Source organism: Flavobacterium sp. GW823-FHT04A11, from assembly GCF_058796535.1.
The window spans coordinates 2207196-2221994 of the sequence record NZ_CM179503.1; the positions used below are offsets into that span (position 1 = coordinate 2207196).

Genomic DNA, 14799 nt, shown 5'->3' on the forward strand with positions numbered 1-14799 from the left:
TTTATTTTTCCGGTCAGGCTAAGCGCCCCCTTCGACTTCGCTCAGGGTGACATTCCTTTGACGTCGCTCAGGGTGACAATTTTCTACTAAAATAAACTTTCGTCTACAATATTAGGTAAAGTTACTTTTAATAAAGGCTGAACTTCCATTGCTCTTTTTATAGCAAAAATAGCTTCGTCATTTCTGGCCCAGCTTCTTCTTGAAATTCCGTTATTAACATCCCAGAAAAGCATTGACGCTAAACGCTTTGAAGCCTCTTTAGAACCATCAAGAACCATACCAAATCCGCCGTTTATAACCTCCCCCCAGCCAACTCCGCCACCGTTATGAATTGATACCCAGGTTGCACCTCTAAAACTGTCTCCAATCACGTTTTGAATCGCCATATCGGCCGTAAAACGAGATCCGTCATAGATGTTAGAAGTCTCTCGGTAAGGAGAATCAGTTCCGGAAACATCATGATGATCGCGACCCAAAACAACCGTTCCAATTTCGCCTTTAGCAATTGCCTGATTAAACGCTTCTGCAATTTTAATTCGGCCTTCTGCATCAGCATATAAAATTCTGGCTTGAGAACCTACAACCAGTTTGTTTTCCTGTGCGCCTTTGATCCATTTAATGTTATCCTGCATTTGCTGCTGAATTTCATTTGGAGACGTTTTTGCCAATTCTTCTAAAACCTGACTTGCAATCGTATCTGTTTTTTGTAAATCTTCCGGTTTACCCGAAGTACAAACCCATCTAAAAGGACCAAAACCGTAATCAAAACACATTGGTCCCATAATATCCTGAACATAACTCGGATATTTAAAATCGATATTATTTTCGGCCATAACATCTGCTCCGGCACGGGAAGCTTCTAATAAAAAGGCGTTTCCATAATCAAAAAAGTAAGTTCCTTTTGCGGTATGTTTGTTAATTGCTTTCGCTTGACGGCGTAAAGATTCCTGAACTTTTTCTTTGAATAAATCTGGATTATTTGCCATCATTTCGTTGGCTTCTTCAAACGAAATTCCAACAGGATAATAACCGCCCGCCCAAGGATTATGCAATGAAGTCTGGTCAGAACCTAAATCAATTTTGATGTTTTCTTTGTCGAAACATTCCCAAACATCAACCACATTTCCTAAATAAGCAATCGAAACGACTTCTTTATTGGCTTTCGCCGAATTGACTCTCTTAACCAATTCTTCTGTCGAAGTTACGATTTCATTAATCCATCCTTGTTCGTGACGAATTTTAGTGATTTTAGGATTTACTTCGGCGCAGACCGTAATACAACCTGCTATATTTCCCGCTTTTGGCTGTGCGCCGGACATTCCGCCAAGTCCAGAAGTAACAAAAAGATTTCCTTCTGGATTTAGTTTTATTTTTCTGAAACCGTTCAGAACCGTAATTGTCGTTCCGTGTACAATTCCTTGCGGGCCAATATACATATAACTTCCTGCGGTCATTTGTCCGTATTGTGAAACGCCCAAAGCATTCATTTTCTCCCAATCGTCCGGTTTAGAATAATTTGGGATTACCATTCCGTTTGTAACCACAACTCTTGGCGCTTCAGAATGCGAAGGAAATAATCCCATCGGATGTCCTGAATACATCGTTAAAGTCTGCTCATCTGTCATTTCAGACAAATATTGCATCGTTAATAAATATTGTGCCCAGTTCTGGAAAACCGCACCGTTTCCGCCATACGTAATCAATTCATGCGGATGTTGTGCCACGGCATAATCCAAATTATTCTGAATCATGTGCATAATCGCTTTTGCCTGCAAAGATTTTCCCGGATATTCATCAATTGGTCTTGCGTACATTCTGTAATCCGGACGCAGGCGATACATATATATACGACCGTATTTTTCTAATTCTTCTGAAAATTCCTGAATTAATTCAGCGTGATGTTTGGCATCGAAATAGCGTAATGCATTTTTTAAAGCCAGTTTTTTTTCTTCTGGCGAAAGAATTTCTTTTCGCTTTGGAGCATGATTAATAGCTAAATCGTATGCTGCCTTTGGAGGTAATATCGATGGAATTCCTTGTTGTATTTGTTCTTGAAAAGTCATTTTTTTAATTTTAGATTTTAGATTGTTGATTTCAGATTTTTTGAATCCGAATAATCAAACATCTAATCAATTGAAGCTTAAATTTTAAATTCACTTTGAAAAGAAATTATCTCATTTTCAAATTGACACATTTTCTAATTAAAACTAGGGATAACGAATATCCGACCTGTGATAGGATTTGTGGATTTTAATCCTAAATTTTCTTGAGCGAATATCCATGTAAATATTTTAGATTGTTGATTTTAGACTTATCCTTCGACTTTGCTCAGATAACAAAATTATCAAATTGCCACATTTTCAAATTGACTAATTGGTTTTTTTTCTGATTTCACCAGTTCGTTTATCAAATCCATACGGACAATGACGGCAGCCGCTTTTGCAGCAATAACCTCTTTTTAAATGGTGTTTTTCGGTAAAGCATTTATAACCTTCGGGCGTATAGTAAAAATCTTCGCCTTCAATTAATTTATTTTCATTACTTTGCTCTTTCATAAATCTGCTTCGCGTTCGTTTCTGATAAACTTAAAATCAAAAATAAAGATATTTGATTGTCATTTTATAGAAATCGAACAATTTTATAGCTACAAATTTATAAATTTTACAGCCAATGTTTCTGATTGTTGCCAAATATTTAATTCCGAAAGGATATCGGGGAATGGCTGTTTTTCCGTTTGTGTTAATAAAATATGATTTTGATAAAACGAATTCAACTTTTGTGAATCATGAAAAAATTCATTTAAAACAGCAAAAAGAAATGCTGATTCTGCCTTTTTTTATTTGGTACTTTTTAGAATATTTAGTTCGTTTGATTCAATATAAAAATAAGGATTTAGCGTATCGAAATATTAGTTTTGAAAGAGAAGCTTATGCAAAAGAAAGTGATTTTGAATATTTGAAAAACCGACCTTTTTTTCAATTTCTAAAATACATTACATTAAAATAAAACCAATTTTGAAGCAGGAACTTAATATCCATTTTCCAAACGAAATTTCTTTGACAATAAAACGTGAAGATCTGAATCATCCGTTTATTTCAGGAAACAAATTAAGAAAATTAAAATACAATTTACTTCAGGCGAAAGCCGAAAACAAAACTACTTTACTGACTTTTGGAGGCGCTTTTTCGAACCATATTGCAGCAGTGGCATATGCAGGAAAAGAACAGGGTTTTAAAACTATCGGGATTATTCGGGGCGATGAACTTTTTGACAAAATCAATGAAAATCCAACCTTGAAATTTGCTCAGGAAAACGGAATGAAATTTGAGTTTGTTTCGAGAGAAGATTATCGAAATAAAAATGAAAATTCGTTTTTAGAAAAGCTAAAAGACCAGTTTGGAGATTTTTATCTGGTTCCCGAAGGCGGAACAAATGAACTTGCCGTAAAAGGCTGCGAAGAAATTTTGACAACTGAAGATGCCGTATTTAATTATGTTTGTTGCGCTGTAGGAACTGGCGGAACAATTTCAGGATTAATAAATAGCGCATTGCCAAATCAGAAAATTTTAGGTTTTCCGGCGCTAAAAGGTGACTTTTTAAACGATGAAATTCGTATTTTTGCCAAAAAAGATAACTGGGATTTAATTTCTGACTATCATTTTGGAGGTTATGGCAAGATAAATTTAGAATTAATTGAATTTATTAATGCTTTTTTTGAAGAAAATAAAGTGCCCTTAGATCCAATTTATACAGGAAAGATGGTTTTTGGCGTTATAGATTTAATCCACAAAAATTATTTTCCTGCGCATTCAAAAATTTTACTCATTCACACAGGCGGATTGCAGGGAATTGACGGTATGAATTTAAAATTGAAGCAGAAGAAATTACCAATACTCAAAACGAATGTTTAAAAAAATTATAATACTCTTTATAATAGCAACTTTAGCGAGTTGTTCTTCCAGTAAACCGGCTATTGCAACAACTAAAAAAGCTGTGGCAGTACAGAAACCGAGAGTAGCGACGACTAAAAAAACGACCGATTCAAGACCAACTGTAAAAAAATATCCTTCTACAAATGTTACAACAGAAGTTATTCAATCGACTTCAAAAACTGTTGTAACCAGCAATGTCATTACAGATTATGTTTTGCAATATAAAGATATTGCAATGGGAAATATGCAGAAATACGGCATTCCGGCAAGTATTATTCTTGCTCAGGGAATCTTAGAATCTGGCGCTGGAAAAGGCGATTTAGCGATGGAAGCCAATAATCATTTCGGAATAAAATGCCATAAAGACTGGCTGGGAGAAAGTGTTCGCCATGATGATGATTCTTCGCAGGAATGCTTTAGAAAATACAATGAAGCTGCAGAATCTTATAGAGATCATGCTTTGTTTTTGGTTGGAAAAAACAGATATGCTACTTTATTTACTTACGAAAAAGACGATTACAAAGCCTGGGCAAAAGGTTTAAGAGCAGCGGGTTACGCCACAGATCCTAATTATCCGGACAAATTAATAAGTTATATTGAGCGTTATAATCTGCATCAGTATGATTGTCAGGTTACCGGAAAAGATTATAAGCCTTTTGATAAATCAGTCTCAGTTAAAAATTCTTCGACTTCGGTTAAAAATCCATCCAATTCTAATTCAAACGATCCGAATTTATATGAAGTGCAACAGGGAGATACATTGTATTCTATTTCAAAAAAATTCAACGTATTGGTTGATGATTTAAAACGGAAAAATAATCTTTCAGATAATGCTATTGCTATTGGACAGAAATTGAAAGTGAAGTAAATTTTTTAGTCTCAGTTTTCAGTGGCAGTTTTCAGTTTTGAAATCAATCTAAAATATAAAAATCAAATTTTAAAATAAAGTTCTCAGTTTAATATCTAAAATCAGAACTCTAAAATCTAAAATAACAAATGATCTATAAAAGAAGTAGTCAGCTTTTTGCTGAAGCAGAAAAAGTAATTCCGGGAGGCGTAAATTCACCAGTAAGAGCCTTTAAAGCGGTGGGAGGAACTCCGATTTTTGTAAAAAGTGCCAAAGGTGCGTATTTGTATGATGAAGACGGAAATAAATTAATAGATTACATCAATTCATGGGGACCAATGGTTTTGGGTCACGCGTATCAGCCTGTAGTTGATGCTGTAATTGAAAAAGCAAAACTGGGAACTTCTTTTGGAATGCCGACAGAATTAGAAACTCAAATCGCTGCTTTGGCGGTTTCTATGGTTCCGAATATTGATAAAATACGATTTGTAAATTCAGGAACAGAAGCGTGTATGAGTGCGATTCGTCTGGCTCGCGGATTTACAAAGAGAGATAAAATAATCAAATTTGCAGGCTGCTACCACGGACATTCAGATTCATTTTTGATTCAGGCTGGAAGTGGAGCCGTAACTTTTGGTTCGCCAAATAGTCCTGGAGTTACAGAAGGAACTGCAAAAGATACATTATTGGCAAAATACAATGATTTAGAGAATGTAAAAACTTTAATCGAAGCCAATAAAAACGAAATAGCAGCTATTATTATTGAACCCGTTGCCGGAAATATGGGATGTATTCCACCTCAAAAAGGTTTCTTAGAAGGATTAAGAGAATTGTGTACAGCAAACGGAATTCTACTAATTTTTGATGAGGTAATGACAGGTTTCCGCTTGGCTCGAGGAGGTGTTCAGGAATTGTATAATATCAACGCTGATATTGTTACTTTCGGAAAAGTTATTGGCGGTGGATTACCGGTTGGGGCTTTTGCTGCGCGCGAAGAAATCATGAATTATTTAGCACCGCTTGGTCCGGTTTATCAGGCAGGAACATTGTCCGGAAATCCGTTAGCAATGGCGGCAGGGTTGGCGATGTTGCAATCGCTTGATAATGATCGCGAGATTTTTACCCGTTTAGAAGAAAAAACAGCTTATTTAGAAGCAGGAATAGATAGAGTTTTAAAAGCAAATAATGTTGTATTTACCATCAATAGAGTAGGATCTATGATTTCTGTTCACTTTGATGAAAATCCGGTTGTTGATTTTCAAACTGCTGCAAAAGGAGATAATGAAACGTTTAAAAAATTCTTTCACGGTTTATTAAACGAAGGAGTTTATATTGCGCCTTCTGCATACGAAACCTGGTTTATTACAGATGCACTGACGTATGAAGATTTAGATTTTACAATAAATGCAATTGATAAAGTTTCAAAAACATTTTAAAGTATAAAAACCAAAAAGAGGCTAAATTAGCCTCTTTTTTTTGATCTCAATTACATTTTATCTTTTCGGTGATCTTTCATTTTATCTTTGTGCTCTTTTTGAATTGCTGTCCATTTTTTATATTGATCGGCATTCAAAATAGATTTCATTTTAGCATCAGTCGCTTTGTGATCCTCTTCCATTTGTTTTTTCATAGCTGCTTTTTCAGCATCAGTTGGTTTTGCATCAGAATCTTTTCGGCTTTTTTTAAGCATTTCCATTTTAGTACTTCTGTCAGATAAAAGTTGGCCAACTTGTTTTTGCTGATCAGCATTTAAGTTTAACTCAGTCGTTAATTTTTGCAAATGTGCCTGATCGCGTTCTTTTGATGTTTTGTGATCTCCTCTTCCTTTATGACCTTTGTGATCTTTTTTAAGAGCCGTCCATTTTGTGTATTGATCAGCATTTAGAATCGATTTCATTTTTGCATCTGTAGCTTCTTTTTCAGCTGTCATTTGTTTTTTGAAAGCTTCTTTTTCTGCATCGGTCGGTTTTGTTTTATTGTCCTTTCTGGCTGCTTTAAACTTTTCTGCTTTCGCACTTTTTTCAGCCAAAAGCTGTTTTACCTGTTCTTGCTGTTTTTTATCTAAACTCAACTCAGAAGTCAGTTTTTGTAAATGTTTTTCTTTACGTTGTTCCGGAGTTAAATTTTCTCGTTGATCACGTCCTGATTTCTGATTGATGTCTTGCGCAAAACTTACTACTCCAACGAATAATAAAGCCGCAATAAATAATTTTTTCATAATTCGTTTTTTTTAAGATTATACCATTTAGACTTCAAAGAGTTTGCTAAGTTTAATTGAATTGCCAGGTTTATCTTTTATTTAACAGAAACTATTAATTAAAATACAAATTCTTCTGAGGAATAAAAAAGAGGCCCTGCGGCCTCTTTGTATAAATTATAATTAGTTGTTTTCCTTTTTATATTCTTTCATTTTCTCTTTGGCCTTATCTTTGTTTTTTTCTTGCAAAGTATGCCATTTTGTGTATTGATCAGCGGTCAAAATTGCTTTCATTTTTGCATCGTTAGCTTCTTTTTCTGCTTTCAATTCATTCATAAAAGCTTGTCTTTCTGCAGCCGTTGGTTTTACATCACTGTCTTTTTTTTCTTTTCTGGCTTCTCTGAATTTTTCAGTTTTAGCACTTCTTTCTGCCAGTAATTGTTTTACCTGTGCTTGTTGGTTTGCATCTAAACTTAATTCAGAAGTTAATTTTTGTAATTGCTTTTCATTACGCTGTTCCGGAGTTAGTCTTTCTCTTTGTTCACGTTCAGGTTTTTGATCAGCATCTTGTGCAAAACTTGCTACTCCAACGAATAACAAAGCTGCGATAAATAATTTTTTCATGATTTGTTTTTTTAAGGTTATAGCATTTAGACTTTATCAGATTGAATAGGTTTAATATAATATTGATATTTATAAATAATTTAACAAATTGTAAGTTATTTCATTAAATAGTTCTTGTTGCCGGGAAATACAGAATAATTTTCTTATTTTTAATAGCAGGAATTAAGAACTTAAAATAAAATCAAAATGGATTTAAATACGGAATCAAATAATAAGATCGCCTTTTTTTCGACACAGCCATACGATAAGACTTTCTTTAATAAACACAATACTGATTTTGGTTTTGAATTAGATTTTTTTGAAACTCAGCTAAATCCTCAAACTGTTCTTTTAATTGAAAACGCTTCAATTGTTTGTGTCTTTGTAAATGATATTGTCAACGAAGCTGTAATCAAACAATTGGCAGAAAAAAATGTAAAAATTATTGCATTACGCTGCGCCGGATTTAACAATGTAGATCTTGAAGCTGCTAAAAAATACAATTTAAAAGTTTGTCGTGTTCCGGCTTATTCTCCACAAGCAGTGGCGGAACACGCAATGGCTATGATTTTGACTTTAAACAGAAAAACACATAAAGCGTATAATAGAGTTCGTGAACAAAATTTTTCTCTAAACGGATTATTAGGTTTTGACTTATTCGGAAAAACGATCGGAATCATTGGCACAGGAAATATCGGAAAAGCTTTTGCTAAAATTGCTTTAGGTTTTGGATGTAAAGTTTTGGCGTATGATATTGTTACGAATGAGGAAATGATAAAAGACGGAGTGAAATTTGTTTCGCTCGAAGAAATTTTCAAAACGAGTGATATTATTTCGCTGCATTGCCCTTTGAATGAGCAAACCAAGCATGTCATCAATAAAAACTCCATTGATTCTATGAAAGACAGCGTAATGATTATTAATACAAGCCGCGGCGGATTGATAGAAACGGCTTGTGTAATTGAAGGTTTAAAAGAAGGTAAAATTGGTTATTTAGGAATTGATGTGTATGAGCAGGAAGAGAAGTTATTCTTCAGAGATTTATCGGCAGATATTATTCAGGACGATGCGATTCAGCGTTTAATGAGTTTTCCAAATGTTTTGGTAACCGCTCATCAGGCATTTTTTACTAATGAAGCTTTAACGCAGATTGCCGTGGTTACTTTTAATAATATAAAGTCATTGTTGACGAAAAATGATATAGAAAATAAAGCCGCTTTGTTGGTTTAAAAATTTATACGAAGGATTGGCAAACCCAACAGGTTTTAAAAACCTGTCGGGTTTAGCAAACTTAATTTAAAAGACAAATTATGAAAAATAAAATAGTAATGGCATTTATGATTTTAGGAATGATTTCATGCCAGAATAAAAATAAAACCGAATCAAAAAGTATCATTAAAACAATTGCTGAAGATACTTTGTCAAAAACAGCTGCCGGAACTGCAGACGTAAGTGATGCTCCTGTAAAAGAAGATAGAGCAATTGAATTGATTCGAAAACAACTTTTGGTTTTGCTTAAAAAAGATTTGCCTGCAATGACAAAAGAAGATCGATTCTTTTATTACGAAGCTTTTGATTTAAATAACGATAAGAAAAATGAATATTTTGTAGGTTTCTCGAATCCTTATTTCTGCGGAAGCGGAGGCTGTTCCGGTTATATTTTGAATAATGACGGAAGTGTAATCAATAAGTTTACTGTAACTGATTTTCCAATTTATGTAACGGCTTCTTCAACAGATAAATTTTACGATCTAATAGCTGTAAGTGGAGGGAAATTTCATCTTCTAAAATTGAAAAACGGAAAATATCCTTCAAATCCATCTGTTCAGGAAGTTGTCAAAGAAGAAGCCTCAAGAGAAAGCACAAAGGTTTTGGATATTGATGGGAAGAAATTAGATAAGTATTCGTTTTAAAACACAAAACCCGACAAGTTTTTAAAACCTGTCGGGTTTGAATATTATAAATACCATTTTGGAATTTGTAACTTCTAAAATTGGAATTTTCCAAAGGATAAACTATCCCACCAATTCCACAAATTTAAACTCACCTTCAACAGCTACTTTAGTCAAACCGTGTTTAGATAAATTTTTCATAGACGCATCCCATTTTTTACCGCTTAAATTTGCAGTAATTTTTAATTGCTGAAGATCCATTTTATTTTCATTTCCTTTCAATAAATCTAGGATAAATTTCTCTTCATCAGATAATTCAACCTGAGCTAGTTTTTTCTCCGGACGCATTTGCGGGAACAATAAAACTTCCTGAATCGATGCGTTGTTTGTTAAGTACATAATCAAACGATCCATACCAATTCCCATTCCGGATGTTGGAGGCATTCCGTATTCTAATGCTCTTAAGAAATCTTCATCGATAACTCCGTTAGCTTCATCATCACCTTTTTCAGCCAAACGCATTTGGTCTTCAAAACGTTCGCGTTGATCAATTGGGTCATTCAATTCAGAATAAGCGTTTGCAATTTCTTTACCACAAACCATTAATTCAAAACGCTCAGTAAGTTCAGGATTGTCGCGGTGTTCTTTACAAAGAGGCGACATTTCTTTAGGATAATCCGTGATGAAAGTTGGCTGAATATAATTTCCTTCGCATTTAGCACCGAAAATTTCATCAATCAATTTTCCTTTCCCCATTGTTTTATCAACGTCAATTCCCATTCCTCTTGCCGCTTCAAACAATTCTTCTTCTGTTTTACCAGAGATATCAAAACCAGTAAAATGTTTGATAGAATCTGTCATCGTTACACGAGCGTAAGGCGCTTTAAAGTTAATTTGATGTTCCCCAAAAGTAACCTCGCTCGTTCCGTTAACAGCAATTGCACAATGTTCTAATAAACCTTCTGCAAATTCCATCATCCAGTTGTAGTCTTTGTAAGCTACATATATTTCCATTGCGGTAAATTCAGGATTATGCGTTCTGTCCATACCTTCATTTCTGAAGTTTTTCGAGAATTCATAAACACCTTCAAAACCACCAACAATTAATCTTTTTAAATACAATTCGTTTGCAATACGCATGTAAAGCGGAATATCAAGCGAATTATGATGCGTAATAAACGGACGCGCTGCAGCTCCACCCGGAATTGGCTGTAAAACCGGAGTTTCAACTTCCAAATAACCGGCATCGTTAAAGTAGCCACGCATCGCAGTAAACAACTTTGTACGTTTTATAAAAGTATCTTTAACCTGTTGGTTTACCGTTAAATCCACGTAACGCATTCTGTAACGCAATTCGGGATCGTTAAACGCATCGTGTACGTTTCCGTCTTCATCCGTTTTTGGCAAAGGAAGCGGACGTAAAGTCTTACTCAAAAAAGTAAATCCGTCAACACGAATACATTGCGCGCCAACTTTTGTAGTAAACAATTCACCTTCAATACCAATAAAGTCACCTAAATCAGTTAATTTTTTAAATACGGTGTTGTATAAAGTTTTATCATCACCTTCACACAAAACATCGCGATTCACGTACAATTGCAAACGTCCTTCGCTATCCTGCAATTCAGCAAAACAAGCTTTTCCCTGATCTCTCACGCTCATCAAACGTCCGGCAACGACCACTTTCTTACCTTCTTCAAACGACTCCTTTATTTGCTTTGAAGTATGATTTACAGGAAAAAGATTAGCCGGATAAGGATTGATTCCTAAGTTGCGTAAGTTTTGAAGTTTTTCTCTTCGGATGATTTCTTGTTCTGATAATGCCATTTTGTGCTCTTTTTTAAGTGTGCAAAGATAAAGAAAAGAATGTAGATTTTAGAATGCAGTTTTTAGATTTTTTGAAGCAGTAATTTTCGGCATTTCAATCACCTTTTGTCCCGCTATTCGCTTGTATCTTTTTTGCAGAAAAAGCAAAAAAGGATACCGCTGCTATCGGGGCTAGATTAGAAATTTTAGTTTTTATTAGACTTTTTGATTGAAGTGTGTTTTGTCTTTGCGAGGAACGAAGCAATCTTACTACTAAAAGACACTTTGCGGATACAGCAAGTGAGATTGCTTCGTTCCTCGCAAAGACAGCACTTAAAGAAAAAATAGAACCAAACAAAAACCTCAGTATCTTAGCATCTCAAAACCGCAGAACCTTCCAAAAATGAAATTCGTAAAAGCCTTCATAATTCTATTTCTGGTAACTAGTTGCCAGGTCACAGAAACCATCACAATTAATCCGGACGGAAGCGGAAATATTGAAGTAGTGCAACTTCGTGATGAAAATAGTTATATGCAATTAGCAGGCGAAAGTTATTCTCATGAAGAAGCTTTTAAGGACACGACCTATATTTTTAAAGAATATATTGAAAATTACAAAGAGAATTTTTTAAAATATACGCCCGAAGAACAAAAGCTATTTCAGCAATATTCTAATGTAAAAGTGCATATTAAAGAAAGTTCTTTCGAAAAAGAATTTAAAAATGTTTTTTCGTTTGATTTTGGTAAAGTTTCTGAAATTCCGGATTTATATAAAACAGAAAATTATGCAGGTGATATAAAGTATAATTATGCTTTGACTGCCGAAAATCATTATTATAAGGTAGCGTATGCTTTTGATGGAAAAGTTTTTAAGCGTCTGGTTTCTATCACAGATCCCGTTGAACTTCAAAAAACAAAAGAGGAGTTTAAGAAAACGGGTTCTAAATATACTTCTCTAAAACTGACACAAACGTATACGCTTCGCTATTATTTTCCGGGGAAAATAAAATCGGTTTCAAATAAAAAAGCCATTATTAGTCCGGATAAAAAAACTGTAACTGTCGAATTTCCACTTTTAGATAGCTTGCAAAATCCGGAAATGACAAGTATAGAAGTAGTTTTAGAGTGAATTTTTCGGGTAATTTTCGTATAAACGATTAAACAAATCAACAATTAAACATTTTGAAATAGTCTTCGTATCTTTGATAAAAATTAGCGATATGAAATTATATAAATTACTTAGTTTTTCTTTTTTAATAGCAACATTAACAAGCTGCACTTTTACCGAAAACATTTATGTAAGTGATAACGGAACCGGAAAGTTTTCTTTAGATATGGACGGTTCGGCTTTGATGGAAATGGCCGGAGACCAATTGGGAAGTCAAATGGGCGCCGATGCTAAAAAGAATATCGATTCTACTTTTACTTTCAAACAATTATTGGCAGACAAAAAAGACAGTATCGCAAAATTATCACCAGAAGCGCAACAAGAGATTAAAAAGCTTGAAGATCTTGTGGTTAATCTAAAAATGAATGCAGAGAAAAAAGAATTTTTCATGGCATTTTCAAAGGATTTTAAAAACGTAAATGAAGTTCAGGATGTTTTGCAATCTATGAATACGGTTCAAAAATTAGAGGGCGGATCAAGCGCTTCAAACCCTTTTGCAAGTGGTTTCGGAAAAAATAACAGTACGGTAAGTTATATTTATGACGGGAAAAAATTTGCACGTAAAGCTATAATCGATAAACAAAAAGCAACCGAAAAAGTTAAAGACAGTACAGCAGATATGTCAAACATGGTTTTTGCATCATCGAATTACGTTTTAAAATATCATTTTCCTAAACGAATTAAAAAGGTTTCAAACCCGAATGCTTTGTTTAGCGACGATAGAAAATCAATTACATTACAATACTCTTTCACGGATTATATGGAGAATCCTGACAAACTCAACTTTGATGTAGAGTTTGAAAAATAATTAAAATGAATAAAAAAATTCAACTTCAGGATTTAGGAAGTAGAGATTATAAATCGACCTGGGAATATCAGGAAGAACTTTTTAAAGATATAGTCGACTTAAAAATCAAAAACAGAAGGGAAGAACTCGAATTAGAAACACCCAATTATTTACTATTTGTAGAACATCCTCATGTCTACACTTTAGGAAAAAGCGGTGATCTCGAAAACCTTTTATTAAACGAAAAACAGCTTGAAGCAAAAGGCGCTACTTTTTACAAAATAAATCGCGGCGGTGATATTACGTATCATGGACCGGGACAAATTGTAGGTTATCCGATCTTGGATTTAGAAAATTTCTTTACAGATATTCATAAATATTTGCGCCTTCTGGAAGAATCGATTATTCTGACATTAGAAGAATACGGTTTAAAATGCGGAAGAAGCGATGGCGAAACCGGAGTTTGGTTAGACGTTGGAACTCCGTTTGCACGTAAAATTTGTGCACTTGGCGTACGTGCTTCACGCTGGGTTACAATGCACGGATTTGCTTTGAACGTAAACGTAGATTTGGGTTACTTTGATAATATTATTCCGTGTGGAATTCGCGGAAAAGGTGTTACTTCATTAAACGTAGAACTTGGTGTAGAAAAAGTGGACGAAGAAGAAGTAAAAGCCAAAATCATAAAACATTTGACTAAATTATTTGAAGCTGAATTTGTAAAATAGCTAATAATATGGAAAATGCTGAAGAAAATAACAATTATAGAATTGCTGTTCCTTCAGCATTTTCAACTGTTTTTTCTCATTTTTACTTCGCAGAAAATAAAACCAATTTTCCTGTAACGAAAACATTATTACCTAGTTTTCAGACTATTCTTGTTTTTAATTTTGGGGCAAAAGCTTTTTTAAAATCGCAGCAAAATACAATTCTGGAAATGGAAAAATGCATTGTTTTAGGTCCGATAAAACAAGCGTTTGATTATACTTTAGAATCCACTTCAGAGATTTTAGTGGCTAATTTTAAAGAGGATGCTTTTTACAGATTCTTCGGAAATGCACTTTTAACGCATTCACTTCCAATTCATCCGGATGCTTTAATTCCCGAAAATTGTTTCACAGCTTTATGGGAAGAATTAAAAAACATATCTGATAATCAAAAACGTGTCGATTATATTTTAGAATTCTGTACTCCTTATTTAAGAGAACAAAATACGATAACAACTCTTTTGGCGGACTTTAAAGAAGAATCTTTGAATCCGATAAAAGCTATTGCTTCACAAATAAATCAGACAGAAAGAAATATTCAACTTAATCAAAAAAAGTTTTTTGGTTATACCGTAAAAGAAATAAATCGGTACGAACGATTTTTAAAAGCAGTGGAACAAATTCAAAAGGATATTGCAAACGATTCAAAAACAGACTGGCTTTCTGTTGTAGATCAATGTGGTTATTATGATCAAAGCCAATTGATACACGATTTTAAATATTATATGAATATTTCACCGACAAAATTCTTAAAATTTCAAAGCGATATCTGCAGTTCAAAAGACTGATTAATTTCTCTT

15 protein-coding genes are annotated in these 14799 nt (G+C 34.1%); 10 read left to right on the forward strand and 5 right to left on the reverse strand.

The annotated features are described in order from the left end of the window. Positions 1–86: 86 nt before the first annotated feature. Entirely contained in the window at positions 87–2063 is a 1977-nt protein-coding gene (gene hutU, locus AC3QL1_RS09535) for a urocanate hydratase (RefSeq protein ID WP_492497083.1), read from the reverse strand. A 306-nt stretch (positions 2064–2369) separates the two neighbouring features. After that, positions 2370–2555, reverse strand: a complete 186-nt coding sequence (locus AC3QL1_RS09540; protein WP_071636586.1) for a C1orf53 family protein — start codon at positions 2553–2555, stop codon at positions 2370–2372. Positions 2556–2670: 115 nt separating this feature from the next. On the opposite strand from AC3QL1_RS09540, the gene AC3QL1_RS09545 reads away from it, so the two are divergent. From AC3QL1_RS09545 to hemL, 4 genes are all read left to right on the forward strand, one after another. Further along, positions 2671–3006, forward strand: coding sequence for a hypothetical protein (locus AC3QL1_RS09545; protein WP_492497085.1), 336 nt, complete (start codon positions 2671–2673; stop codon positions 3004–3006). An 8-nt stretch (positions 3007–3014) separates the two neighbouring features. Beyond that, on the forward strand, positions 3015–3911 hold the full coding sequence (locus AC3QL1_RS09550) for a 1-aminocyclopropane-1-carboxylate deaminase/D-cysteine desulfhydrase (protein WP_492497087.1): 897 nt from the start codon (positions 3015–3017) through the stop codon (positions 3909–3911). Further along, complete coding sequence (locus AC3QL1_RS09555) at positions 3904–4800, forward strand: glucosaminidase domain-containing protein (RefSeq protein ID WP_492497089.1); 897 nt, start codon at positions 3904–3906, stop codon at positions 4798–4800. Before AC3QL1_RS09550 ends, AC3QL1_RS09555 begins: the two co-directional genes overlap by 8 nt. A gap of 128 nt (positions 4801–4928) precedes the next feature. After that, positions 4929–6215 carry a glutamate-1-semialdehyde 2,1-aminomutase gene (gene hemL, locus AC3QL1_RS09560; RefSeq protein ID WP_492497091.1) on the forward strand — a complete coding sequence of 429 codons (1287 nt, stop codon included), beginning with the start codon at positions 4929–4931 and terminating at the stop codon, positions 6213–6215. 50 nt (positions 6216–6265) lie between these two features. On the opposite strand, the gene AC3QL1_RS09565 is transcribed toward hemL, so the two are convergent. Together AC3QL1_RS09565 and AC3QL1_RS09570 are read right to left on the reverse strand one after the other, a co-directional pair. After that, entirely contained in the window at positions 6266–6997 is a 732-nt protein-coding gene (locus tag AC3QL1_RS09565; RefSeq protein WP_492497093.1) for a DUF4890 domain-containing protein, read from the reverse strand. A gap of 162 nt (positions 6998–7159) precedes the next feature. Then, the gene (locus AC3QL1_RS09570; protein WP_492497095.1) at positions 7160–7600 is read right to left on the reverse strand and encodes a DUF4890 domain-containing protein; all 441 of its coding nucleotides are present in this window, start codon (positions 7598–7600) and stop codon (positions 7160–7162) included. Positions 7601–7786: 186 nt separating this feature from the next. On the opposite strand from AC3QL1_RS09570, the gene AC3QL1_RS09575 reads away from it, so the two are divergent. Together AC3QL1_RS09575 and AC3QL1_RS09580 are read left to right on the forward strand one after the other, a co-directional pair. Then, positions 7787–8809 carry a 2-hydroxyacid dehydrogenase gene (locus AC3QL1_RS09575; protein ID WP_492497097.1) on the forward strand — a complete coding sequence of 341 codons (1023 nt, stop codon included), beginning with the start codon at positions 7787–7789 and terminating at the stop codon, positions 8807–8809. Positions 8810–8889: 80 nt separating this feature from the next. Continuing rightward, on the forward strand, positions 8890–9492 hold the full coding sequence (locus tag AC3QL1_RS09580) for a hypothetical protein (protein ID WP_492497098.1): 603 nt from the start codon (positions 8890–8892) through the stop codon (positions 9490–9492). 102 nt (positions 9493–9594) lie between these two features. On the opposite strand, the gene lysS is transcribed toward AC3QL1_RS09580, so the two are convergent. Then, the gene (gene lysS / locus AC3QL1_RS09585; protein ID WP_492497100.1) at positions 9595–11298 is read right to left on the reverse strand and encodes a lysine--tRNA ligase; all 1704 of its coding nucleotides are present in this window, start codon (positions 11296–11298) and stop codon (positions 9595–9597) included. Positions 11299–11680: 382 nt separating this feature from the next. On the opposite strand from lysS, the gene AC3QL1_RS09590 reads away from it, so the two are divergent. From AC3QL1_RS09590 to AC3QL1_RS09605, 4 genes are all read left to right on the forward strand, one after another. Next, positions 11681–12406 carry a hypothetical protein gene (locus AC3QL1_RS09590; protein ID WP_492497102.1) on the forward strand — a complete coding sequence of 242 codons (726 nt, stop codon included), beginning with the start codon at positions 11681–11683 and terminating at the stop codon, positions 12404–12406. 91 nt (positions 12407–12497) lie between these two features. After that, positions 12498–13253: a hypothetical protein gene (locus AC3QL1_RS09595; protein ID WP_492497104.1), complete on the forward strand. Its 756-nt coding sequence runs from the start codon at positions 12498–12500 to the stop codon at positions 13251–13253. A gap of 5 nt (positions 13254–13258) precedes the next feature. After that, positions 13259–13960, forward strand: coding sequence for a lipoyl(octanoyl) transferase LipB (gene lipB / locus AC3QL1_RS09600; RefSeq protein WP_492497106.1), 702 nt, complete (start codon positions 13259–13261; stop codon positions 13958–13960). 8 nt (positions 13961–13968) lie between these two features. After that, complete coding sequence (locus AC3QL1_RS09605; RefSeq protein WP_492497108.1) at positions 13969–14787, forward strand: AraC family transcriptional regulator; 819 nt, start codon at positions 13969–13971, stop codon at positions 14785–14787. The last annotated feature ends 12 nt before the right edge of the window (positions 14788–14799 follow it).

What these genes read in the sequence shown, in the direction of transcription:
- hutU (WP_492497083.1), bottom strand. Translation starts at nt 2,063, where the DNA reads ATGACTTTTCAAGAACAAATACAACAAGGAATTCCATCGATATTACCT.
- AC3QL1_RS09540 (WP_071636586.1), bottom strand. Translation starts at nt 2,555, where the DNA reads ATGAAAGAGCAAAGTAATGAAAATAAATTAATTGAAGGCGAAGATTTT.
- AC3QL1_RS09545 (WP_492497085.1), top strand. Translation starts at nt 2,671, where the DNA reads ATGTTTCTGATTGTTGCCAAATATTTAATTCCGAAAGGATATCGGGGA.
- AC3QL1_RS09555 (WP_492497089.1), top strand. Translation starts at nt 3,904, where the DNA reads ATGTTTAAAAAAATTATAATACTCTTTATAATAGCAACTTTAGCGAGT.
- hemL (WP_492497091.1), top strand. Translation starts at nt 4,929, where the DNA reads ATGATCTATAAAAGAAGTAGTCAGCTTTTTGCTGAAGCAGAAAAAGTA.
- AC3QL1_RS09565 (WP_492497093.1), bottom strand. Translation starts at nt 6,997, where the DNA reads ATGAAAAAATTATTTATTGCGGCTTTATTATTCGTTGGAGTAGTAAGT.
- AC3QL1_RS09570 (WP_492497095.1), bottom strand. Translation starts at nt 7,600, where the DNA reads ATGAAAAAATTATTTATCGCAGCTTTGTTATTCGTTGGAGTAGCAAGT.
- AC3QL1_RS09575 (WP_492497097.1), top strand. Translation starts at nt 7,787, where the DNA reads ATGGATTTAAATACGGAATCAAATAATAAGATCGCCTTTTTTTCGACA.
- AC3QL1_RS09580 (WP_492497098.1), top strand. Translation starts at nt 8,890, where the DNA reads ATGAAAAATAAAATAGTAATGGCATTTATGATTTTAGGAATGATTTCA.
- lysS (WP_492497100.1), bottom strand. Translation starts at nt 11,298, where the DNA reads ATGGCATTATCAGAACAAGAAATCATCCGAAGAGAAAAACTTCAAAAC.
- AC3QL1_RS09590 (WP_492497102.1), top strand. Translation starts at nt 11,681, where the DNA reads ATGAAATTCGTAAAAGCCTTCATAATTCTATTTCTGGTAACTAGTTGC.
- AC3QL1_RS09595 (WP_492497104.1), top strand. Translation starts at nt 12,498, where the DNA reads ATGAAATTATATAAATTACTTAGTTTTTCTTTTTTAATAGCAACATTA.
- lipB (WP_492497106.1), top strand. Translation starts at nt 13,259, where the DNA reads ATGAATAAAAAAATTCAACTTCAGGATTTAGGAAGTAGAGATTATAAA.
- AC3QL1_RS09605 (WP_492497108.1), top strand. Translation starts at nt 13,969, where the DNA reads ATGGAAAATGCTGAAGAAAATAACAATTATAGAATTGCTGTTCCTTCA.